The sequence below is a fragment of the Streptomyces tubbatahanensis genome (assembly GCF_022699385.1).
Classification (GTDB): Bacteria; Actinomycetota; Actinomycetes; order Streptomycetales; family Streptomycetaceae; genus Streptomyces; species Streptomyces diacarni.
This window is the reverse complement of the sequence record NZ_CP093846.1, coordinates 3762045-3783225: the sequence shown is the minus strand read 5'-3', so window position 1 is coordinate 3783225 and position 21181 is coordinate 3762045. Positions and strand designations below refer to the sequence as shown.

At 72.4% G+C, this 21181-nt stretch carries 18 protein-coding genes; 3 read left to right on the top strand and 15 right to left on the bottom strand.

Features of this window, described 5'->3' with window-relative positions; genetic code table 11:
• Positions 1 to 18: 18 nt before the first annotated feature.
• The 3 genes from MMF93_RS16165 to MMF93_RS16155 form a co-directional block, all read right to left on the bottom strand.
• Positions 19 to 651, bottom strand: coding sequence for a chorismate mutase (locus MMF93_RS16165; RefSeq protein WP_242752121.1), 633 nt, complete (start codon positions 649 to 651; stop codon positions 19 to 21).
• 185 nt (positions 652 to 836) lie between these two features.
• Complete coding sequence (locus MMF93_RS16160; RefSeq protein WP_242752119.1) at positions 837 to 1667, bottom strand: hypothetical protein; 831 nt, start codon at positions 1665 to 1667, stop codon at positions 837 to 839.
• A gap of 560 nt (positions 1668 to 2227) precedes the next feature.
• On the bottom strand, positions 2228 to 2845 hold the full coding sequence (locus tag MMF93_RS16155; RefSeq protein WP_242752117.1) for a TIGR03086 family metal-binding protein: 618 nt from the start codon (positions 2843 to 2845) through the stop codon (positions 2228 to 2230).
• A gap of 148 nt (positions 2846 to 2993) precedes the next feature.
• Between MMF93_RS16155 and MMF93_RS16150 the strand changes: the two genes are divergently transcribed.
• On the top strand, positions 2994 to 4106 hold the full coding sequence (locus tag MMF93_RS16150) for a helix-turn-helix transcriptional regulator (RefSeq protein WP_242752115.1): 1113 nt from the start codon (positions 2994 to 2996) through the stop codon (positions 4104 to 4106).
• Here MMF93_RS16150 and MMF93_RS16145 read toward each other — a convergent pair.
• Positions 4088 to 5698: an MFS transporter gene (locus MMF93_RS16145; RefSeq protein WP_242752113.1), complete on the bottom strand. Its 1611-nt coding sequence runs from the start codon at positions 5696 to 5698 to the stop codon at positions 4088 to 4090. The two genes, MMF93_RS16150 and MMF93_RS16145, sit on opposite strands and share 19 nt — an antisense overlap.
• 84 nt (positions 5699 to 5782) lie before the next feature.
• Here MMF93_RS16145 and MMF93_RS16140 point away from each other — a divergent pair, with 84 nt between their 5' ends.
• The gene (locus tag MMF93_RS16140) at positions 5783 to 6799 is read left to right on the top strand and encodes an Lrp/AsnC family transcriptional regulator (protein ID WP_242752111.1); all 1017 of its coding nucleotides are present in this window, start codon (positions 5783 to 5785) and stop codon (positions 6797 to 6799) included.
• A gap of 33 nt (positions 6800 to 6832) precedes the next feature.
• On the opposite strand, the gene MMF93_RS16135 is transcribed toward MMF93_RS16140, so the two are convergent.
• The 9 genes from MMF93_RS16135 to MMF93_RS16095 all read right to left on the bottom strand — a co-directional run bounded on the left by MMF93_RS16135 (position 6833) and on the right by MMF93_RS16095 (position 17593).
• Positions 6833 to 7648 (bottom strand): HAD family hydrolase, encoded by an 816-nt coding sequence (locus MMF93_RS16135; protein WP_242757603.1) that lies wholly within the window; start codon positions 7646 to 7648, stop codon positions 6833 to 6835.
• 83 nt (positions 7649 to 7731) lie between these two features.
• A complete protein-coding gene (gene serS / locus MMF93_RS16130) occupies positions 7732 to 9009 on the bottom strand; it encodes a serine--tRNA ligase (RefSeq protein WP_242752109.1) in 1278 nt (425 codons plus the stop codon).
• Between the two features lie 545 nt (positions 9010 to 9554).
• Positions 9555 to 10484: a prephenate dehydratase gene (pheA, locus tag MMF93_RS16125; RefSeq protein WP_242752107.1), complete on the bottom strand. Its 930-nt coding sequence runs from the start codon at positions 10482 to 10484 to the stop codon at positions 9555 to 9557.
• Positions 10485 to 10526: 42 nt separating this feature from the next.
• Positions 10527 to 11963 (bottom strand): iron uptake transporter deferrochelatase/peroxidase subunit, encoded by a 1437-nt coding sequence (gene efeB / locus MMF93_RS16120; protein WP_242752105.1) that lies wholly within the window; start codon positions 11961 to 11963, stop codon positions 10527 to 10529.
• A gap of 19 nt (positions 11964 to 11982) precedes the next feature.
• Positions 11983 to 14109, bottom strand: a complete 2127-nt coding sequence (locus MMF93_RS16115) for a copper resistance CopC/CopD family protein (protein ID WP_242752103.1) — start codon at positions 14107 to 14109, stop codon at positions 11983 to 11985.
• 209 nt (positions 14110 to 14318) lie between these two features.
• Positions 14319 to 14846: a copper chaperone PCu(A)C gene (locus MMF93_RS16110; protein ID WP_242752101.1), complete on the bottom strand. Its 528-nt coding sequence runs from the start codon at positions 14844 to 14846 to the stop codon at positions 14319 to 14321.
• Positions 14843 to 15508 (bottom strand): SCO family protein, encoded by a 666-nt coding sequence (locus MMF93_RS16105; protein WP_242752099.1) that lies wholly within the window; start codon positions 15506 to 15508, stop codon positions 14843 to 14845. Before MMF93_RS16105 ends, MMF93_RS16110 begins: the two co-directional genes overlap by 4 nt.
• 194 nt (positions 15509 to 15702) lie before the next feature.
• Complete coding sequence (locus tag MMF93_RS16100; protein WP_242752097.1) at positions 15703 to 16431, bottom strand: YcnI family copper-binding membrane protein; 729 nt, start codon at positions 16429 to 16431, stop codon at positions 15703 to 15705.
• A gap of 274 nt (positions 16432 to 16705) precedes the next feature.
• Positions 16706 to 17593: a hypothetical protein gene (locus tag MMF93_RS16095; RefSeq protein WP_242752095.1), complete on the bottom strand. Its 888-nt coding sequence runs from the start codon at positions 17591 to 17593 to the stop codon at positions 16706 to 16708.
• 229 nt (positions 17594 to 17822) lie between these two features.
• On the opposite strand from MMF93_RS16095, the gene MMF93_RS16090 reads away from it, so the two are divergent.
• Positions 17823 to 18266, top strand: coding sequence for an ATP-binding protein (locus MMF93_RS16090; RefSeq protein WP_242752093.1), 444 nt, complete (start codon positions 17823 to 17825; stop codon positions 18264 to 18266).
• A 77-nt stretch (positions 18267 to 18343) separates the two neighbouring features.
• On the opposite strand, the gene MMF93_RS16085 is transcribed toward MMF93_RS16090, so the two are convergent.
• A complete protein-coding gene (locus MMF93_RS16085) occupies positions 18344 to 19447 on the bottom strand; it encodes a PP2C family protein-serine/threonine phosphatase (RefSeq protein WP_242752091.1) in 1104 nt (367 codons plus the stop codon).
• A gap of 206 nt (positions 19448 to 19653) precedes the next feature.
• On the bottom strand, positions 19654 to 21096 hold the full coding sequence (locus MMF93_RS16080; RefSeq protein WP_242752089.1) for an aminopeptidase P family protein: 1443 nt from the start codon (positions 21094 to 21096) through the stop codon (positions 19654 to 19656).
• Positions 21097 to 21181: the final 85 nt, after the last annotated feature.

Genomic DNA, 21181 nt, shown 5'->3' with positions numbered 1-21181 from the left:
TGAGCGAGGAGACTCCCCTCACGCCCCGCAGACGGAGGGCAGCGCCCTCAGCAGAGCCTGTGTGTGCAGCGCGTCGAAACGGCGCTCCCCCGCCTCGTGGACCGCGCCGGCCATGAGCCGCGGCGTACACGAGGACGCGCCCCGCGGCCGCTCTGCGGCGGCGAGACCGTCCAGCAGCCTGACGGTGATCCGGTCGAGCCGCGGACGCACCTCCCCGGCCAGATCCGGCCGCCGGGCAGGGCGTTCGGACGGATACAGGTCCCACCGGGCGAACAGTCCCCGCTGGACGCCCTTGCTCGCCTCGATCTGATCGCGGAAGACGGCCGTGGCCAGGCGCCGGTCCACCCCGCGGGCCGCGGACCGCTCCGCCACGTCGTCGAGCACCACCCGCTCGCGCGCCGGATCGCTGATCGGCTCGCCCGTGCCGTACTTCGCCGCGGCCACCACGTCCGCCAGTGCCAGACGGTCGGCGGACACCTTCGCGACGGCGGTGAGCGCCCTGCCGCGGGCCGGCGGCGGAGGCGGTGTCCCGACCGCCTCCGCCGTCTGTCCGGGCGCCGCTCCCGAGGCCGGAGCACACAGCAGGGTCGTCGCCGCCAGGGCCGCGGCAGCGGCAGCGGCTCCAGCCGTCCGGCGTTTCCGTGTGCGCATGGGTGAGCTCCTTGAGCGATACGGGTTCGAGCGGTACGGCTTCGAGTGCGGCGGGCCGGTGGCTCCGTGTGTCCGGAGGCGCTGTGTCAATGGGACGGCGCCCCCGGCGGTTGCGGGCCGCGAGCCGGGGGCGCCGTGCGTGTCACGCCGCTGTGCCTGTCACACTGCTGCGCCTGTCATGCCTGTCACCTTTCACCGCGCGGACGGGGCGAGATCTGCCGAGGCAGCACCAGCTGTGGCGGTACGGGCCTCGCGTCGACGGCCCGCATCACCGAGCGCAGGTCCTGGCGCATCTCGCGCATCTCCTCGCCCATGTCGGCGAGGCGCTGACGCATCGCGCACACCACCTGCTCGGTGCGCTCGGTGCGCCGGTCGGTCTCCGTCAGCCGGTGGTCCACCCGGTCGATCCGCGCGGACATCCGCCCGATCACCGGGCCCAGCTCCTGCAGGACGGCGCCCAGCTCGGCCCCCGAGGTCTCCAGGCGGGTGACCCGGCGGTCGAGCGAGCCGTACCCGGCCGCCAGCGTGCGGACCGTCTGACGCAGCTCTTCCGTCGCCCGCTGCACGGCTTCGACGCCGGGGTGGACGGTGTGGGTACGGGCGCTCTCCTCGGCGTTGAGAAGGTAGGTGCGGACCCGCTGAGCGATGACGCTGTCCCGCAGCAGCATCGCCACGTTGAGGACGGCGCGGCGGTCGAAGACGGTCAGGCTCCGCACGCGCTGTGGATAACTCGGCCCTTCGAGTTTTGTGACCGACAACTTGTCGGTCACAAATTCTTCCAGGTCAGAGCCCCGCAGCACGGTCATCCCGTTGTGTGTGAGCTCTTCGCGGTGCCGCTCGGCGAGTTTTTCCACAGTTTTCGGAGGCACTTCGAAGTAGTTGGCCACATCCCGGGTGGTGGCCTGTGCACTGCCTGTGGAAAACGCCAGGGCCTTCACTTTGTCGAGGGCTTCGACCTTGTGTGCGAGCCCGGAGCGCGCGCTGCGCGACTCCAGGAGGACGGAATCGGAGTACATGGGTGACCCCCTCGGGTCTTGGTTGCGGACATGTCCGGAAGACCCCGATCGCCTGGGGGTCGGCAGGTGTCCGTATCCAGGAACCAGGAGCGGAGATCAGCTCATGTCTTCCCACGTACCGCACTACCGGCAAGGGGCCCCTGCGGGCTGCGCCTCAACCGGCCACCACCACTTCACGCACTCTCGTCGCCTACTGCTCCAGTCGCCTCCGCGCATCCTGTGCAACGAGGCACCTTTCGTACGGTTACGCGATGGGAGGATTTTCGCTCGAATTCCCTCCGGGCCGTCACCTCTCTCCCGCGTCCCGGGTCTCACGCCCTCGCCCGGTCCTCCACAGGTGGACGGCGCCGAGCCGTTGACCGGCGCGAGCCCGTACCGTGCCGCCTCCGCGACCAGGCCGCCCGCCCGCACGCCCGCCTCCACCCAGGCCGTGCGGGCTGCGGGGTCGATCCGGAGGGAGCGGAAGGGGCGTGCACCGCCTCGCGCAGTGCGTCCAGTCCGTTGAGCACCATCTCTTCCCCGCCCTCCGCGTCCGCTCCGCCGTCCTGGCAGCCGGGGAATCAGTGCCCGTCGGGCGCCGTCTTCCACTCCGGGTCCCGGCCCAGCCACGCCGCGAGGCGTACGTACACGCCGGCGTCCTCGGGCACCTGTCGCGCCTCGCCGAACGGGGCTCCCTCGCGGCCCTCGGCCGGCAGCGCCCGCTGAGCGGCCGCCAGGGCGAAGTGGGCCGGCCCCTCGTCCAGCGTGTCGTCCCGGCCGAGTGCGCGGGCCAGGTCCCAGGTGTGCGTGACGGTCTCCATCACCGAGCCGGCCATGGCGATGCGGCCCGGCATGCTGCCCCAGGGGACGGTCACGACCGCGTCCATGACGGCGTCATCCGACCAGGCGGCGTTCATCCGGGCGCGGCCCTCGTCGTAGAGCTCCGCCCAGCGTCCCGTGGGCACCTCGTCGATCCACTCGGGGACGTCCTTTCCGGTGCCGTTGCCGCCCTCCGGAACGGGGGCGATCCGCCGCGCACCGGAGACGACGTGTCCCAGCAGCGCGCGCACGTCGTACGCGTCACAGGGGGTGGGGTGGTCCAGCTGGTCGGGCTTGATGGTCGAGATCAGCTGGAACAGCTGCTCGGCGGCCGCGGCGTAGGCGGGGCGTGGGTCGGGGGTCTGCGGGGTGCTGTTCATGGAGATGTGCTCCTCGGTCGGATCGGAAGGCGGCCACGCGCAAACGGGGACGCAGCAGGTGTGCGACGTTCCGGGGCGCGGGCCGGGAAGGAGTCTGCCGTCAAAACCTGCCATCGACCGTCAACATTTTCTGCGGCACTGTGGGGAGGTGAAATCCGATCGCCTGCTGTCCGTTCTGCTGCTCCTCCAGACGCGTGGCCGCGTGCCGGCCGACCAGTTGGCGACGGAGCTGGAGGTCTCTCCGCGCACCATCTACCGCGACGTGGAAGCGCTGTCGGCCGCCGGAGTGCCGGTGTACGCCGAACGGGGGCGGCACGGCGGCATCCGGCTGCTGCCGGGGTACCGCACGGACGTCACCGGTCTGACAGGTGACGAGGCCCGCGCCCTGTTCGTTCTCGCCGCGCAGGACGCGCACGCGGCCCTCGGACTCGACAACGCGCTGGTCTCCGCGCTCCGCAAAGTGATGGCCGCGCTCCCGGCACCGCACCGTCCGGCGGCCGAACTGACCAGCCGCCGCATCCTGGTGGACCCCGACCGGTGGCTGAGCGGGCCCCGCGCGGACGTCGAACTCGACGCGCTGCACGACGCCGTCTTCGCCGACCGCAGGCTGCGCATCCGCTACCGGCACGGAGGCGAGCGGGAGCTGCGCACCTACACCGTCGATCCCTACGGCCTCGTCAGCAAGGCCGGCGTCTGGTACCTGGTCGCGGACCGGCGGCGCTCCCCCGCGCTCTTCCGGGTGGACCGGATGGCCTCCGCCGAGGTGCTTCAGGAGCCGGTGCGGCGCAGGCCCGGCGTCGAACTGGCCGACGTCTGGCAGCCGCTGCGCCGCCGCGTGGAGGAGCGGCCCATGCCGGTGCGGGTGACGGCGCTGGTGCACAGAGACCGCTTCGACATGTTCGCCCGCATCGTCGGCCCGGTGCTGGTCGCCGTCCCCAAACCGCCTCGGACGTCCGCGGACCCCGACTCCGAGGGCCCCGACTCTGCGGGGGACGACTCCGAGGGGGACGACGCGTGGGTGACCGTCCGCCTCGCCTTTCCCGTCCTGGCCGCCGTCACCCAACTCCTCCAGTTCGGTCCCTGGCTTGAGGTCCTCGACCCACCCGAGGCCCGCGCGGAACTGGCCCGCCGGGCCCAAGAGGTGGCGCGGCTGTACACCGCCGAAACCGCCCCCGTGCACAGCAGCCACGCCGCCCCCACGGAAGACGGCGACGCCCCCGCGGACGACGGCGCAGCCGGGGGCTACGGCGTCGCCGAATGAGCCTCCTCCCGTGCGTGCTCGGGAGCCCTCCCCGAACCTCCCGCGGGTTCCGGGGCCGACTCCGGCCCCGGAACCCGCTCCGGCGCGTGCGCCGTCGTCGCACGCCCCCGGACGAAGAGCAGCACCGCGGCCCCCGCGGCGAGCGCCGCGAGACCGGACACCACGAAGACGCGGTCGAGCCCGGCCGCGAACGCCTCCCGAACGAGTCCCATCGGCACCCCCGCCTCGCGGGCGCGGCCACTCCCCGCGGCCTCCGCGGCCGCACGCGGCACCCCGAGACCGGTCAGCACCTCGCGTATCCGGGTGGCGAACAGGGTGCCGAGCACGGCGACCCCCAGCGCGTAGCCCAGCTGCCGGAAGGTGTTCACGGCGCCGCTCGCCAGCCCCGCCCGCTCGGGCGGTACGGCGCCGAGCGCGGCGGCGATCAGGACGGTGAGCGCGAGACCCACGCCGACCCCGATGAGCAGGCACCCGGGCAGCAGCGCCGTCCAGGACGAGCCGGGCTCCACCAGCGTCTGTGCCAGCACGCCGACGCCGATCACGAGCACGCCGACACCCAGCGGGTACTGGGGACGCATCCGCTGCAGCCGCCCACCGAACAGGGCGGCGACGAGGAAGGAGACCACCGACATCGGCAGCAGGGCGAGGCCCGCGCTCAGCGGGCTCATGCCCAGCACCGACTGGGCCCACAACGCGCTGTAGACGAAGTGTGCGAACGCGGCGGCCTGGGTAAGCAGCGCCGCCCCCATCAGCACGGTGAACGACCTGTTCCGCAGCAGTGACAGGTCCAGCAGTGGCGCCGCGGCCCGGTTCCGGCGCCTCCTCGCACCGCCCAGGGCGCGCTCCACCAGCGCGAACCCCACGGTGGCGAGCCCGGCGGCGATCAGCGAGGCCACCGTCAGCCGGTCGCTCCAGCCCGCGTCGCCGCCCCGCACCAGCCCGTACGTCAGCGCGCCCACCCCCAGGGTGAACAGCGCGGCACCCGCCCAGTCCACGCGCGCCCCCGCGCCCCGCGGAGGGCGGGAAGCGGGCACCGTGCGGTAGGTGATCCACAGGGCCAGCACCGTCAGCGGTACGTTGACGAAGAAGATCGCGCGCCAGTCGACGTACTCGGTCAGCACACCGCCGAGCGCGAATCCGCACCCGGCGGCGGCGCCGTTGACCGCGCCCCACACACCGAACGCGATGCCCCGCGCCCGCCCGTGGTACGTGGCGGTGATCAGCGGCGCGTTCGCCGCGAAGATCGCCGCCGCACCGACACCCTGCACGGCGCGCGCCGCGATCAGCCAGCCGACGTCGGGGGCGAGTCCGCAGGCCAGCGAGGCGAGCGCGAAGATCACCAGACCTGCGGTGAAAACCCGCCGCTTTCCGTGCAGGTCGGCCAGCGAGCCGGCGGCCAGCAGCAGCGCGGCCAGCGCGACCGCGTAGACGTCCACCACCCACTGCAGGGAGGTGAACGAGGCGTCTAGCGCGGTCGCCATACTCGGCAGCGCCGTGTTCACGATCGTCACGTCGATCAGCAGCATGAAGGCGCCCAGCGACAGGGCGACGAGCGGCCACCAGCCCGGGCCGCTTCCCGTTGTTTTCCTCATGCCGCCAGGCTCGAAGAAGTCGGCTGCCAGGCCGAACCAGTGGGCCTCGGGCGGTGGATTCCGACATCGACTACCGTTCTTGTGGTGCAAACCCACACAGCTGCCCTCCGCACGCCTCCGCCGCTGGACGATCTCGACCGGCAGCTCGGACACGCCCTCCAGCTCGACGGGCGGGTGGCGTTCTCCCGGATCGCCGAGGTACTGGGCGTCTCGGACCAGACGATCGCCCGCCGCTGGGCGAAACTGCGCGGCGGGCGCGCCATGCGCGTCCTGGGCCTGACGGAACCCGCGGCGCTGGGGGAGACCGTCTGGCTGGTGCGGGTCTCGACCACGCCTGACGCGGCCGTGCCGCTCGCGGAGGCGCTCGCGCGCCGGACGGACACCTCGTGGGTGGGGCTGATGGCGGGCGGCACGGAGGTCAGCGCGGTCGCGCGCTCCAGCGGCGACTGGGCGCGGGAGGGCGGTGAGGCGCTGTTGCTGCGTGAGCTGCCGCGCACGCCGCGCGTGCTGGGGGTCAGCGCCTACTGCAAGCTGCACCAGTATTTCGGTGGCGCGGAGGGGCTGATCCTCAAGTCGGGGACGCTCTCGTCCGAGCAGGTGGCAGCGCTCTCCCCGCCCCCGGCCCGGCTGTCCGACGAACCCGTCAGGCTGACCGCCGGCGACCACAAACTCCTCACCTGCCTCGCGCGCGACGGCCGCGCGCCCGTGCCGGAGCTCGCCGCCGCGACGGGCTGGTCGCCGTCCACCGTGCGGCGCCGCATGACGGAGCTGCGGGCGAGCGGGGCGCTCTACTTCGACCTCGACTACGGCCCCTACCTGTTCGACCAGGGGCTGCGTGCCACCATCTGGCTGTCCGTACCGCCCGCCCGGCTGCACGCCGTCGGGCAGGCGGTGGCCGCGCATCCGCAGGTGGCGTTCGCGTGCGCCACCACGGGCGCGGCCAACCTGTTCCTGACGGTCGTGTGCAAGAACTCGGCGGCCCTGTACGCCTACCTGACAGGACCGCTCTCCCGGCTGCCCGGGGTGAGCGGCATGGAGACGTACCCGATGGTCCGCAGCCTCAAGGGCCCTGGGCCGTTCTGGCAGGGCCCCCTCCGGTAGAGCCCGGCCCGTGCCCGCAGGGGCATCCGGCCCCTACGGGCGGGACAGCAGCCGCTCCAGGACCACGGCGATGCCGTCCTCGTCGTTGGCCGCGGTCACCTCGTCGGCGACGGCCAGCAGCTCCTCGTGGGCGTTGGCCATGGCGACGCCGTGCCCGGCCCAGGCGAACATCGGAACGTCGTTGGGCATGTCACCGAACGCGACGGTCTCGGCCGCTCGGATCCTCAGGCGGCGGGCCGCCAGCGCCAGCCCCTTCGCCTTGCTGAGCCCCAGCGGCAGCAGCTCCACGATGCCCTCGCCGGCCATCACCACGCCCACCAGGTCGCCGACAGCGGCACGCGCGGCCTTGGCCAGCCCGTCGTCGTCCAACTGGTCGTGCTGGATGTAGAGCTTGTTGAGCGGCTGCTGCCAGATCGTCTCCCGGTCCTCGACGGGGACGTAGGGCAGCGGCCCCTCGTGCACGCGGTAGCCGGGCCCGGCCAGCACCTGGCCGTCGAGACCGTCGCAGGAGGCGGCCACCGCGACGGTGCCGACCTCCTTCTCCAGCAGGTCGAGCGCCTGCCGGCCGACCCGGCGGTCGAGCGTGACGGAGGTCAGCAGCTTGCCCGCGCCCGCGTCGTAGACCTGCGAGCCCTGTGCGCACACCGCCAGGCCCCGGTAGTCCAGTTCGGCCAGTATCCGCTTGGTCCACGGCACCGCACGTCCGGTCACCACGATGTGTGCCGCACCCCGCTCGGCGGCGGCGTCCAGCGCGGCTCGGGTGCGCGCGGAGATGGTGTCGTCGGAGCGCAGAAGCGTGCCGTCGAGGTCGGTGGCGATCAGCCGGTAGGGAAACCGAGGGGCGGGCACGGACGCGTCCGCGGCCGCCCCGGGGCCGGCGGCGTCGGCGTCCGCGGCACCGGAGCCCGCGGCGTTGGCGTCTGCTGCGGTGCTCACTTGGCGATCGGCTCCAGCGCCTCACGCCCGCCCAGGTAGGGGCGCAGCACCGGCGGCACCCACACCGAACCGTCCTCCTGCTGGTGGTTCTCCAGCAGCGCGACGATCGTGCGCGGTACGGCGCACAGGGTGCCGTTCAGCGTGGCCAGCGGCTGCACATGCTTGCCGTCCCGCATGCGCACGGACAGGCGCCGCGACTGGAACTGGGTGCAGTCCGAGGTGGAGGTCAGCTCGCGGTACTTGCCCTGGGTGGGGATCCAGGCCTCGCAGTCGTACTTGCGCGCGGCCGAGGCGCCCAGGTCGCCGGTGGCCACGTCGATCACCTGGAACGGCAGCTCCAGGGAGGAGAGCCACTGCTTCTCCCACTCCAGCAGCCTGCGGTGCTCGGCCTGCGAGTCCTCGGGGTCGACGTAGGAGAACATCTCCACCTTGTCGAACTGGTGGACGCGGAAGATGCCTCGGGTGTCCTTGCCGTACGAGCCGGCCTCCCGCCGGAAGCACGGGGAGAAGGCGGCGTAGCGCAGCGGCAGCCGGTTCGCCTCGATGATCTCGTCCATGTGATACCCGGCCAGGGCCACCTCGGAGGTGCCGACGAGGTAGAGCTCGTCCTTCTCCAGCTGGTAGACGTCCTGGGCCGCCTGGCCGAGGAATCCGGTGCCGTCCATGGCCTGCGACTTGACCAGCGCGGGCGTGAGCATCGGCGTGAAGCCCGCCTCGGTCGCCTGGGCGAGGGCCGCGTTGACCAGCGCCAGCTCCAGCAGGGCGCCGACGCCGGTGAGGAAGTAGAAGCGCGAGCCCGACACCTTGGCGCCGCGCTCGACGTCGATGGCGCCGAGCAGCTGGCCCAGCTCCAGGTGGTCCTTCGGCTCGAAGCCCTCGGCGCCGAAGTCGCGGGGGGTGCCGAGGGTCTCCAGGACGGTGAAGTCCTCCTCGCCGCCCACCGGGACGTCCGGGTGCACCAGGTTGCTCAGCCGGCGCAGCAGTTCCTGCGTCTCGGCGGCGGCCTCGTCCTTCTCGGCGTCGGCGGCCTTGACCGCGGTCGCCAGCTCGCCGGTGCGGCGCAGCAGCTCCGCCTTCTCCTCGCCCTCGGCCTTGGGGATGAGCTTGCCGAGCTGCTTCTGCTCGGCGCGCAGCTCGTCGAAGCGGACGCTGGAGGACCTGCGCCGCTCGTCGGCGGAGAGCACCGCGTCGACGAGGTCGACGTCCTCTCCACGGGCACGCTGCGAGGCGCGCGCACGGTCGGGGTCCTCACGGAGCAGGCGAAGGTCAATCACCCCGCCAGGGTACCGGTGACCTCCGACGGCTCTCGATCCGAAATCCCTTTGCGTGTAATTTGTCCGAATTGGTGGATTTGCGAGGCTCGCATTGCCGACGTCTCCGGCGGCGCCTCCCGGGAATTCCGCCTCTCTTTCGGAAGGGGGAGGTCGGGAGGACTCCGGGGCCGGTCAGGGAAGTTGGGCGTCGGTGTCCACCGGGTTTATCCACAGCGACCTCCGGTGCTGAGCGACTTTTCCACAGGCGGGGAAGCGATGCTGTGGAAATGGGAGAGATCCCTTCCGGTGCCTGCTCGGCCCTCCGGGAATTCCCGCCGTAAACCCGAAATTCCCACTCTTTTGAGGGGGATCAGCTCACACCGAAGGGTTCATCGAGGGAATTGTGCTGACGAGGCGGGTGCTGGCGGCTGTGGACGGCGATGCGGTATCCATGCCGTTTTGTCGACAGAGTCCGTTTCGCCTGTCGACTTGTTCACAGGTCGCCACTCACCCCTGTGGATAACTTCGCCGCAGCTGTGCACAGTGGGAACAGCGCCGCCCGGACCTCAGTCCCGCCCGTCCAGGCACCGCGTCAGCCAGTCCGCCGCCGCCACGAAGTCCTCGTCCGCCATACCGGGACGCAGCGTCGGCGGCTGCTCGTCGGCGCGCGGATACGAACCCAGGAAGCGCACGGCACGGCACGAGCGCTTGAGCCCCATGAGTACGTCCCCCACCCGGCGGTCCTCCACGTGCCCCTCGCAGTCCACCGAGAAGCAGTACTGCCCGATGCCCTCGCCCGTCGGCCGCGACTCGATCCGCATCATGTTCACCCCCCGCGAGGCGTACTCGTGCATGACCTCCAGCAGCGCACCCGGCTGGTCCCCCTGCAGCCAGAAGACGACCGACGTCTTGTCCGCACCCGTCGGCGCCGCGGGGCGCGCGGGACGGCCCAGCAGCACGAACCGCGTCGTCGCGTTCTCCGCGTCGTGGACGTCGGTGACCAGCGGCTCAAGGCCGTACCTCGCCGCCGCGAACTCGCCCGCGAACGCCGCGTCGTACCGGCCCTCCTGCACCAGGCGGGCACCGTCCGCGTTGGAGGCCGCCGACTCCCACACGGCGTCCGGCAGGTGCGCCGCGAGCCAGTTGCGCACCTGCGGCTGGGCGACCGGGTGCCCCGTCACCGTCTTGATCGTCTCCAGCGTCGTCCCCGGCCGCACCAGCAGCGCGAACGCGATCGGTAGCAGCACCTCGCGGTAGATCATCAGCCGGCCGCCGCCCGCCAGCTCGTCCAGCGTGGCGGTCACCCCGCCCTCCACCGAGTTCTCGATCGGCACGAACGCCGCCTGCGCCTCCCCGTTCCGCACGGCGTCCAGCGCCGCCGGAACGGACACCATCGGGGTGAGCTGGCGGGTGGCGGCCTCGGGGAGCGTGTGCAGCGCGGCTTCGGTGAACGTGCCCTCGGGACCGAGGTAGGTGTAGCGGCTCGCAGATGACATGCCGCCACGGTAGCCGCGCCGGGCACCCGCCGAGCGCCGGTCTCAGCCCTCGAGCAGCCGCTGGCCCACGTACTCGCCCCGCGCCGGACCGCCCGGAACGGCGAACAGCCCGCTCGCCTCGTGCCGCAGGAAGTCCGAGAGCGCGTCCCCCCGGTCGAGCTTGCGCTGCACGGGTACGAAGCCGCGCAGCGGGTCCGCCTGCCAGGCCAGGAACAGCAGCCCGGCGTCCGGTGCGCCGTCGTCCCGGAAACCGTCGTGGAAGGAGAAGGGGCGGCGCAGCATCGCCGCGCCCCCGTTCGTCTCCGGCGCCGCGACCCGGACGTGCGCGTCGGCGGCGATCACCGGCAGCCCGTCCTTGCCGCGCTTGTCCAGGTCAGGGGCGGTGTGCTCGTGCCCGCCTGTCAGCGGTGCGCCGTCGGACTTGCGCCGCCCGATGACCCGCTCCTGCTCGCCCAGCGCGCGCTCGTCCCAGCTGTCGAGCAGCATCCTGATACGCCGCTGCACCACGAACGAGCCGCCCGCCATCCAGGACGGCTCACCCGAGGACGGCACGAAGACGCGCTCGGCGAAGTCGTCGTCCGTGGTCTTCGGATTGTTGCTGCCGTCCACCTGGCCCATCAGGTTGCGCACCGTACGGGGGCGGTCCGTGGCCCCGGGAGAACGGTTGAAACCGGACATCTGCCAGCGCAGCCGCGCCACCCCCGCGGCCTCCCGCTGGAGCGCGCGCAGCGCGTGGAAGGCGACCAGCGCGTCGTCCGCGCCGATCTGCACCCACAGATCGCCGTCGGAGCGCTCCTTGTCCAGCGCGTCGGCGGAGAAGTCCGGCAGCGGGGCCAGCTGCCGCGGCAGCTCCTTCTTCATACCCGTACGGGTGAAGAACGTACGGCCGAACCCGAACGTCACCGTCAGCGACGAGGGCCCCGCGTCCAGCGCGATCCCGGTGTCCCGCTCGCCGCCTGACGGCGGCTCGCCCGCCATCATCCGCCGCGCCGCGTCCGACCAGCGCCGCAGCAGCGCCGCCGCCTGCCTGCGCCCGGCGCCGGACACGAGGTCGAACGCCACCAGGTGGCCGTGCGCCTGCGCCGGTGTGACGATGCCCGCCTGGTGCGTGCCGTGGAACGCCACGTCGGCCGAGCCCAGCGACGTCAGCGCCGCGGGCGGCTCGTTCTGCGCCGCCGCGTGCCCCCACGCGCCGCCCGCGGCACCCAGCACCAGCCCGCCCGCGCCCGCGGCGGAGGCGGTGCCCAGCAGCCGCCTCCGCGACAGCGGCGTACCGCTACCGGACGGCGTACCGTGTTCCTCTTTCGGGGTGGTCGGGGGAGGGAGAGAGTCCCGGGACGGGGACCCCCGGCGGCGTTCTCGCCGCTTACGAGGGGCGTTGACGGCGGTCGCGCGGGGACCGCGGTCGGGTTCGCCGCCCCGCTCGGGGCCGCCGTCCGTGGTGTGGTTCGCGGATTCGTGGTCGCTGTGCGTACTCATGGTGTGGTTCGGTTCCGGCTCAGCCGATGGTGGCGGTCTTGTAGGTGGTGACCTGGTCGATGTCCGAGGTGCGGACGGTGAGTGCGAGCTTCCATTCTCCGGCCATGGGCAACCGGACGTCCGTGGCCTTCCAGTGGCCCTTCTTCCCCGCGACCGGTTTCAGGGTGACAGGCAGCGGCCCGAGGTCCTTCGCGGGGAGGGTGAAGGTGACCTTCACCTCCGGTGCGTCGAGCGGACGGCCGTCGGGGGCGGTGGTGCGCAGCTGGAGGGTGTTGCGGCCGCGGGAGCCCGGGTCGAGCGTGAGCGCGGCGGTGCCCTTGCCGCCTGGGCCGCCGGTGTCGAACGGCACCTTCGCCTCCACAGGACCGGTGGAGGCGCTCGTTCCCGTGTCCCCCGCCGCGTGTGCCTGCGCCTCGGTGCGGCCCGGCTCGGTGTTGGTGAGGATCGTGGTGACGGCCAGCAGGACGACGGCGACGGAGGCCTCCGTCAGCACCGAGCGGCGCAGCCCGCTGCGCTCCGGATCGGCCTCGCGCCGCTTGCGCCGCTGTGCCGCGTCGGCGGCGTCCCGCTGCCGCGCGAGCTGTGCGGCGCGCACCGGGTCGGCCGTGCGGCCGTCGGAGGGATCCTCGGAAGAGGCGCTGTCAGCAGAGGCGCTGTCGGAAGAGAGGCTGGAAGGCGGAGCGGAGGCGCGGACCGGCGGCTGTGGAGAGCGCGTGTGCGGAAGGGACGCTGTCCGGACGGGGACGTCCGTGCGGACGCTCTCCGTACGGCCGCTTTCCGCCTCCCTCGGGACCTCCGTCCCCTCCCCCTGGACATCCGTCGCCTCCGTCGGGATCTGCGACAACCTGGCTGTCCATCGGCGGGAGAACCAGCCGATCCCCACCAGCACGGCCACCAGGGCGACCTTCACCAACAGCAGCTGTCCGTACGACGTACTCGTCAGTGCGTCGAAGGTTCCCACCTGGCGCCACGACTGGTACAGCCCCGTCGCGGCGAGCACGGTCACACTCGTGAGCGCCACCGCGGAGAAACGCCGCACTGTCGTGCCCGAGGGCGAGGGCCCCCACCGCAGCAGACAGAAGAGCGCGGCCAGTCCGCCGAGCCACAGGGCGACGGCCAGCAGGTGCAGGATGTCCACCGGCATGGCGAGCGACGTCTGGATGCCGGTGGAGGCGTGTTCGGCCATCGCCCAGGTCGCCGCGAGCCCGGCCGCGACGACGGTGCCACCGATGGCGAGCCCGTACAGCAGATCGTGCCGCTCCCGCGCGCCGACCGGCTCGTCCGTGCCGGCCAGACCGTCCGTGTCCGCCACACCATCCGTGCTCACCGCACCGTCCTTGCGGCGCCTCGCGTACGCCCCGAAGAGCACCGAGACGAACAGGGCCGCCGCCGCCAGCAGCAGCAGCCTGGACACCAGGGCCGCGCCCGGTTTGGTGGCGACCACGTCCTTGAGCCCGCCCAGGTCGAGGACGTCGGCGAGCCTGCCCGAGCCGGTGTAGGGGGTGCGCAGCAGCAACAGGGCCAGTGTGGCGGCGGTCAGGGTGACCCATCCGGTGACGGTCAGCCGCTGTACCGCCCGCGAGGAGGCCGCGCGCGGGGCGCACAGCATGACGAAGCCCGCACCACCGACCAGCAGGACGAAGCCCGCGTAGGCGGCGTACCGGCCGATCCCGTAGAGCGTCCCCACGGCACCGCCGCCGGTGTTCTCGTCCTGCTGGGGGACGGTCGCGCTGGTTTCGGACGGTTCCTTGATGGAGAAGGTGAACGCGCCCGAGACGGGGTGGCTGTCGGCGGAGACGGCCTGCCAGGCGACCGTGTACGTGCCCTTGGAGAGCGAGGATTTGAGCGACACGGCGCGCTGCGTCTTCCCGCCTGTGCCGGTGTCGCGGATCGCCCCGGTGTCGGCCCGCTTGCCGTGCGGGTCGAGGACGCGGATCGAGTCGTCGGACATGGCCACGCCCTCGGAGAAGTCGAGCGTCACCTGGCGGGGCGCGTCGCGCACCACCGAGCCGTCCGCCGGGTTGCTGCCGGTCAGCGCCGCGTGCGCGGCGGCGGGCCCCGCGGTGGCCAGGATCCCCAGCAGCGCCAGCCCACCGGTCAGCAGGGCCATCACGAGCGCTTTCCACGCACCACGGGCCGTCGGCATGACCGTCCGCGCACGGGCCGACGGCATGACCGTCCGCGCACGGGCCGACGGCATGACCGTCCGCGCACGGGACGACTGTGTGGCCGCTCGGAGGGAAGGGGGCGCTGTCGCGGCGCGGAGCGGCGTCGGTCGGCCGGCCGGGCGGTGACGCCGGCCGGCCGCGGCAGCGGACGGAGGGGGCTCGGTGGTGTACGGCACGCCTGCGAACCTCACTTCTCGGGTGTGTAGTTCGTCGCCTCGACGGGAGCCTTGACCGTGACGGAGCCGGACTTCGCGAAGTGCAGGACGAAGGTCACTGTCTGGCCCTTGACCGGCTTGTGCTTGAGTTCCATGAGCATCAGGTGGTTGCCCCCGCGCGCCAGTTTCAGGGTGCCGTGCGCGGGGACCGGCAGGGATTCGACCTGCCGCATCTGTTGTTCGACCGTCTCGTGCATCTCGACCTCGCCCGCCACGTCACTGGAGACGGAGATGAGCTTGTCGGCCTTGCTGCCGCTGTTGCGCACGGTCAGGAAGCCGCCGGCCATCTTGTCGGTGGGCGGCTGCGGCACGTAGGCGCCGCTGACCTTCACCTCGGGGCGCCCCGTTGTCGAGGCACTCCCTTCCTTGTCTCCGGACGAGGAGGATGAAGAGGACGGAGAGGACGAGGAACAGGCGCCCAGGGCGAGCACGCAGGCGGCGCCGAGCGCGGTGGCGGCGAGTGAACGGCGGGCCGTGGCGCCGAGCGGACGAGGGGTCACGGGTTCTCCCCCTTGATGATCTTGGGCAGTTCCCTGTCGAGGATCTTCGGGTCGGTGTTGCCCTCGGTGTAGAGGACGTGCGCCTTGTCGTCCTTGGGGGAGAAGGCGAGCACCTGGGCGCCGTGGGTGGAGACGACGTCGCCGTTCTTCTTCTTGTACGACGGCTCGACGCTCACGCCCAGGCTGCGGGCGCCCGCCTGGATGGTGTCGAAGTCACCGGTCAGTCCGGTGAACGACGGGTCCTGGCCGCGCAGCCACTTGCCGAGTTCCCCGGGGGTGTCCCGCTTCGGGTCGGTGGTGACGAAGACGACCCGCAGCTTCTTCTGCTCTTCCTTGGGCAGCTTCGCCTTGGCCACCGCGATGTTGCTCATCGTCAGCGGACAGACGTCGGGACAGTTGGTGTAACCGAAGTAGAGGAGCGTGGGGTGGCCCTTGGTCTCCTCGATGAAGTCGTACTTCTCGCCGTGGGTGTCGGTGAGCGTCAGGTCGGGCTTGTCGAAGGGCTGGTCGAGGACCGTGCCGCCCTTCTCCTGCTTCTCGACCGTGGCCGGCTTGTCGGCGGCCTTGCCGCCGTCGTCGCCGTCGGTGCCGCAGCCGGTCAGGGCGAGGGCGGCGGCCGCGACAAGGGCGGCTGCCGCCGGGACCGTTCTGGTAGTGCGCATGGTGGTGATCCGCTTCGTGCTGGTTCGGGGTCGGTGTGTGTGTCGGTGTCGGTATGGGTGTCGGGGCCGTGACGGGGCCGGTGTCGAAAGGTGCGAAGGGTGCGAGGGGAGGCGGACGCGGGGCCCGCGGGTGGTGCGGCCCGGCTCACGCGCCGGGCCGCACCACCCGCTTCGGACCGTGGGGTCAGGAGGGGTCAGGAGGCGCGGCGGCGGCCCGCCAGGACGCCGAAGGCGATACCGGCGACGCCCACGACGATGCCCACCACGCCCAGGACGCGTGCGGTGGTGTCGGAGCCGTCGCCGGAGTCGGCGTCCGTGCCGGAGGAGGCCGCCGTCTGCTCCGTGGCCTTGCCGTCGCCCGACGCGGACCCCGCGGCCCTCCCGTCCTCCTCGGCGGCGGCGAGCTTCAGCACCGGCGCCGGGTGCTCGGGCTCGGGCGCGCCCTTCTGCTGCTCCTCGATCCACCGTACGACGTCGTCATCGTCGTAGGTCTGAAGGGCCTTGAAGACGAGCTGGTCCCCGTCCTCGGGGAGTTGTCCCATGGAGACGGGGAACTGCTGGAACTCGCCGGGCTCGACCTTGCCGCCGCTCCAGGTGACCTTCGAGACGGCTTCGGTGATCTTTTCGCCGTGCGTCTCGATCGGCTTGTCCAGCTTCTTCTTGTCGACCTTGATGTCCCAGCCGGGCACCGGCTGCGGCATCACGGACGCCAGCGGGTGGTCGGTGGGGAAGGTGACCTCCAGCTTCACGGTGGAGGCGTCGTCCTTCTCGTTGGGCACCTTGAAGTTGACGGTGCTGTAACCACCCTTGGGCGCCTCCTGCGGGTCGACGCTGACGTGCGCCGAGGCGGGTCCGGCGACCAGCATGAGGGTGCCGGCGGCGAGCGCGCCGACGGTCACGGCACGGCGGTGGGAGATCTTCACGAGTGTGCTCCTGACGGGCAGGGCGGATGACGGGCAGCATGCGGGCGGGGCGCGCGAGCGCGCGGGCGTGCGGTACGGCCCGCACGGCGCAGCTGCCCGACCACGCGCCTCTCTCTCAAACGGCGCTCCGGTCGGCCACGTAGGGCTCACGGAAGCGCACAAGGCGTACCCACCGCAGCGCACAAGGCGTACGGCTCTGTCGCCGCGGCTCACCGGTGTGGGGGAGCGGAGAGAAGAGGGGGCGCGGGGCGGTCGTCGTCCGTGTGCGGGGCCGTCAGGCCGCGAGCGCGAAGGCGTCCGCCGTGCGCGCGGGCGGGCCGCGCCGGTGGACGGTGTGGTCGAGCGTGACGGAGCGCGGCGCCCGCTCGTCACGGGGCCGGGGAAAGACGGACCGTACCGGCGTCGTGGGCAGCAGTCCGGCGTGCAACGCCCGTACGTAGGCCAGAGCTCGGCTCAGAGCCAGCGCGGCCACCAGTTCGTCGGCCGTGTCGGCGGCGTCGGCCGACAGCCGCACCAGGCGCCACAGCGCCGCCTCGCCGCGCCGCAGCAGCCAGCCGAGCAGCAGTGCCGCGCACAGGTGGCCGAGGAGCATCGGTGCGTCGAACATGCCGACGGCGGCGCGCGCCGCGTCCCGCAGGCAGTCGAGCGGGGTGTCGGGGAAAGGCACCGAGGAGGCCGCGTGCGCGGCATGGTGTGCGGAGTGTCCGGCCGAGCCGCCGCCCGCCGCGGCGGAGGCGGCGGTGTCCGGGTCGAGCCCCGCGCGGGAGACGATCCGGCGCGCGTCGGCCTCGCTCATGCCCGCCGCGCTGTGGTTGCACAGCAGCTTTCCGGCCAGCGCCCGCACCCCGCCGGGGCTGCCCGGGGAACCGGGGCGCGTGCCCGCGGCGGCCTGTGCGGAGGCCGAGGCCCCCATCGTGCCGAAGGAGAAGAGCACGTGCAGGGCGAACTGGCCCAGTGTGAGGAGCCCGGCGATGCCCGGCAGCGAGCGCTCCCGTCCGGCGAGAGCCACGGCGAGCGCGAACACGCAGCCGAATCCCAGCGCGAGCGGGACCAGCGGGACCATCGTGCCCGCGGCGAGGATGTGACCGGCCGCGGACACGGTGACACAGGCCGCGGCGAACACCGCGGCCCGCAGCAGTCTCAGGTCCGCTCCGGCAGTCATGGCGGCGCCATCATCTCACCGCGTCCGCTTCCGGTATACGGCAGGTACAGGCCCCGGTGTACCGCAGGCGGGGGCCCCGTGCGTACGGCGGGTGCGGGCCGGGCAGACGGTCGGCCGGTCGGTACGGCGGGCGGTTTCCGCCGTACGGGGGTCATCGCGACGCGCCCGAGTAGTGCTCGGACACGCAGGCAATAGGTAACCCGTGTGTCGAGCCGCGTGGAGGGTGAGCATGAGCAGCCTGTGGTGGTCTCTCCGGCTACGGCGCGAAGCCGCCAGTGTGCCGCTCGCGCGGCACCTCCTGCTGAGCTCCATGGAGGCGGCCGGAGTCGACCCCGACGTGGCCTACGACATGTGCCTCGCACTGTCCGAGGCGTGCGCGAACGCCGTCGAGCACGGCAGCGCGGCCGGGGATCTGGCGGGTGCCTACCGTGTGTCCGCCTACCTGGAGGGTGACCGCTGCCGCATCGAGGTGGCCGACACGGGACCCGGTTTTCCCGCCGGGTACGACCCGGTGCGGTGCGGGAACGAGGCGGAGAGCGGGCGCGGCCTCCATCTGATCGAGTGCCTCGCCGATCACGTGCGGTTCGGCAACCGGCCGGGGCGAGGCGGCGCGGTCGTCAGCTTCGACAAGGTGCTGGCCCGCCGCGACGGAGCACTGCTGCCCGCGTTCTGAGCGAGGGGTGAGTGAGTTTCTGAGCGAGGGGTGGACGAGTTTCTGAGCGACTGGTGCGCGCGTTGCGGGCGACCGGTTCACGAGGTCGGCTCTGCCTGCTGGTCCTCGGTGGGGGCGGGCTCGGGCCCGGCGCGGAAGTTGCGGTAGCGCAGCAGCAGCATCGCCGCGTCGTCGTTGAGGGGGGAGCGCACGTGTTCCTCGATGTCCTGGTGGACGGCCTCCAGCGCTCCCTCGGGGTCGGGGTCCTTGAGCAGGTGGGCGCGTTGGTCGAGGGGGTAGAAGTGGTTGTCGGCGTCCCGGGCCTCGGTGACGCCGTCGGTGTAGAGCAGCAGCTGGTCGCCGGGGGCGAAGGGCACCTGGTGCGGGAAGGGCGGTTCGCTGCCGTGCAGTCCCAGGCCCAGCGGCAGGCACCGGCGGGGCGGCTCGGCGAAGTGGACGCTGCCGTCGTGGCGGACCGCGAGCGGCGCCGGGTGACCGAAGTTGAGCAGCGTCGCCGTCCGGGGCCGCTCGCTGTGTTCCACTTCGACCAGCACCGCCGTCACGAATTTCTCGCCCAGCAGGTGCCGGTCCAACGCCCGCTCCAGACGTTCGCCCACGGCGGGCAGGTCGGACTCGTCGTAGGCGGCCTCCCGGAAGGCGCCGAGTACGACGGCCGCGGTCTCCACGGCCTCCAGGCCCTTGCCCTGGACGTCCCCGATGATGACGCGCACGCCGTGCGGCGAGGTGACCACCTCGTACAGGTCGCCGCCGATCCGGGCCTCGGCGACGGCCGACGTGTAGGAGACGGCGACCCGCAGCCGCCCGGCGCTGCGCGGTACCGGGCGCAGCAGCACCCGCTGGGCGGCCTCCGCGATGGAGCGCACGTTGGCCAGCTCGGCCTCCCGCCGCTGCCGCATCGCGGTGGCCACCAGCGCCGCCACCGACACGCCCGCGACGGAGATCAGCGTGGCGTTGCCGCGCCGCTCCCCGAACTGGTCGTTGTAGAAGCTGAGCGCGACGGTCAGCACCAGCGCCAGCGCGCCGACGGCGGCCGTGCGCCGTTTGCCACCGGTCAGACCGGCGAACGCGGGACCGAGCGCCATCATCGGCTGCAGCCCGATCCCGGGCCCGCCCGTCATGTCGGCGGCACCGACGACGGCCATGGCGAGGAAGGGAAACGCGGACAGCAGTCCGGTCCTCATCCGGGAGACCAAAGCGCGCTCTCTTCCTTGTCGGTGACAGGCCACTCGTCGGTGCGGGCCACCCGTCGGTGCGGGGACACCCGCCGGGTGCCGGGTGCCGGGCCGCCGGGGGACCGCTCGCCGGTGACAGGCTCAGCGGGCGCGTTGTCGTCGCTCGTGTCTCCTGACCTCGCCGCCGTGCTCGGATTTTAGGACTTCGACGGGCGTTACGACCTGAGTTCCGCCATCCAGCTCTCCACCGCGGAGCTGCTGCGGGGCAGCCCGGCGGACAGATTGCGGTTGCCGTCCTCGGTGACCAGGATGTCGTCCTCGATGCGCACGCCGATGCCCCGGTACTCCTCGGGCACCGTCTCGTCGTTGGCCTGGAAGTACAGCCCCGGCTCGACGGTCAGGCACATGCCGGGCTCGAGGGTGCCGTCGGCGTAGGTCTCGCGCCGGGCGACGGCGCAGTCGTGCACGTCCATGCCGAGCATGTGCCCGGTGCCGTGCAGCGTCCAGCGCCGCTGCAAACCCAGCTCCAGCACCCGCTCGACCGGGCCCTCGACCAGGCCCCACTCGACCAGCTTGGCGGCCAGCACCCGCTGCGCCGCGTGGTGGAAGTCCAGGTACTTGGCGCCCGGCTTGACGGCGGCGATGCCCGCTTCCTGCGCCTCGTAGACCGCGTCGTAGAGCGTGCGCTGGAGGTCGGTGAAGCGGCCGTCGATCGGCAGGGTACGGGTCACGTCGGCGGTGTAGAGGGTGTGGGTCTCCACTCCGGCGTCGAGGAGCAGCAGCTCGCCCGAGCGCACGGGGCCGTCGTTGCGCATCCAGTGCAGCGTGGTGGCGTGCGGGCCCGCGGCGCAGATCGAGCCGTAGCCGACGTCGTTGCCCTCCACGCGGGCGCGCAGGAAGAACGTTCCCTCGATGTAGCGCTCCGAGGTGGCCTGCGCCTTGTCGAGCACGCGGACGACGTCCTCGAAACCACGCACCGTCGAGTCGACCGCCTTCTGCAGCTCGCCGACCTCGAACGCGTCCTTGACCAGCCGCATCTCGGACAGGAAGCCGCGCAGCTCCTCGTCCCGCTCGGCGGTCGCCTTGTCCGCCAGCGCCGCCTCGACGCCGGCGTCGTACCCCCGCACGGCGCGCACCGGGCCGCTCGCCCTGCGCAGCGCGTCGGTGACGGTGCGTACGTCGGCGCACGGCAGACCGTAGAGCTTCTCGCTCTCGGTGAGGCTGTGCCGCCGGCCGACCCACAGCTCGCCCTGGCCGTCCAGCCAGAACTCGCCGTTCTCACGGTCGGAGCGCGGCAGGAGGTAGAGCGTGGCGGTGTGGCCGCGCGCCCCCGTCGGCTCCAGGACGAGCACGCCGTCCTCGGTCAGATCACCGGTCAGGTACGCGTACTCGACGGACGACCTGAAGGGGTACTCGGTGTCGTTGGAGCGGGTCTTGAGATTGCCCGCGGGGACGACCAGCCGCTCGCCCGGGAACCGCGCCGACAGCCTCTCGCGCCGCTCGGCCAGCTCGGCGGCCTGCGCGATCGGCTCCAGGCCGTGCTGCTCGGTGTCCGCCCAGCCGGACTTCATGTTCGCGGCCAGCTCGTCGGAGACGCCCGTGTACAGGCCGTTCTTCCGCTGCTTGATCGGCTGCTCGTCAGCGGCGTCGTCTGCCACGTCTGCCTCCTGTTCGACGGATGAAACCACCTTCCATCGTATGGGCGGCACGTGGCTGGTCCAGAGCCGTGCGGATGTGACCTTC

What these genes read in the sequence shown, in the direction of transcription:
- MMF93_RS16165 (WP_242752121.1), bottom strand. Translation starts at nt 651, where the DNA reads ATGCGCACACGGAAACGCCGGACGGCTGGAGCCGCTGCCGCTGCCGCG.
- efeB (WP_242752105.1), bottom strand. Translation starts at nt 11,963, where the DNA reads ATGAGTACGCACAGCGACCACGAATCCGCGAACCACACCACGGACGGC.
- MMF93_RS16145 (WP_242752113.1), bottom strand. Translation starts at nt 5,698, where the DNA reads ATGAGGAAAACAACGGGAAGCGGCCCGGGCTGGTGGCCGCTCGTCGCC.
- MMF93_RS16115 (WP_242752103.1), bottom strand. Translation starts at nt 14,109, where the DNA reads ATGCCGACGGCCCGTGGTGCGTGGAAAGCGCTCGTGATGGCCCTGCTG.
- MMF93_RS16095 (WP_242752095.1), bottom strand. Translation starts at nt 17,593, where the DNA reads ATGACTGCCGGAGCGGACCTGAGACTGCTGCGGGCCGCGGTGTTCGCC.
- MMF93_RS16155 (WP_242752117.1), bottom strand. Translation starts at nt 2,845, where the DNA reads ATGAACAGCACCCCGCAGACCCCCGACCCACGCCCCGCCTACGCCGCG.
- MMF93_RS16105 (WP_242752099.1), bottom strand. Translation starts at nt 15,508, where the DNA reads ATGCGCACTACCAGAACGGTCCCGGCGGCAGCCGCCCTTGTCGCGGCC.
- MMF93_RS16090 (WP_242752093.1), top strand. Translation starts at nt 17,823, where the DNA reads ATGAGCAGCCTGTGGTGGTCTCTCCGGCTACGGCGCGAAGCCGCCAGT.
- pheA (WP_242752107.1), bottom strand. Translation starts at nt 10,484, where the DNA reads ATGTCATCTGCGAGCCGCTACACCTACCTCGGTCCCGAGGGCACGTTC.
- MMF93_RS16085 (WP_242752091.1), bottom strand. Translation starts at nt 19,447, where the DNA reads ATGAGGACCGGACTGCTGTCCGCGTTTCCCTTCCTCGCCATGGCCGTC.
- MMF93_RS16160 (WP_242752119.1), bottom strand. Translation starts at nt 1,667, where the DNA reads ATGTACTCCGATTCCGTCCTCCTGGAGTCGCGCAGCGCGCGCTCCGGG.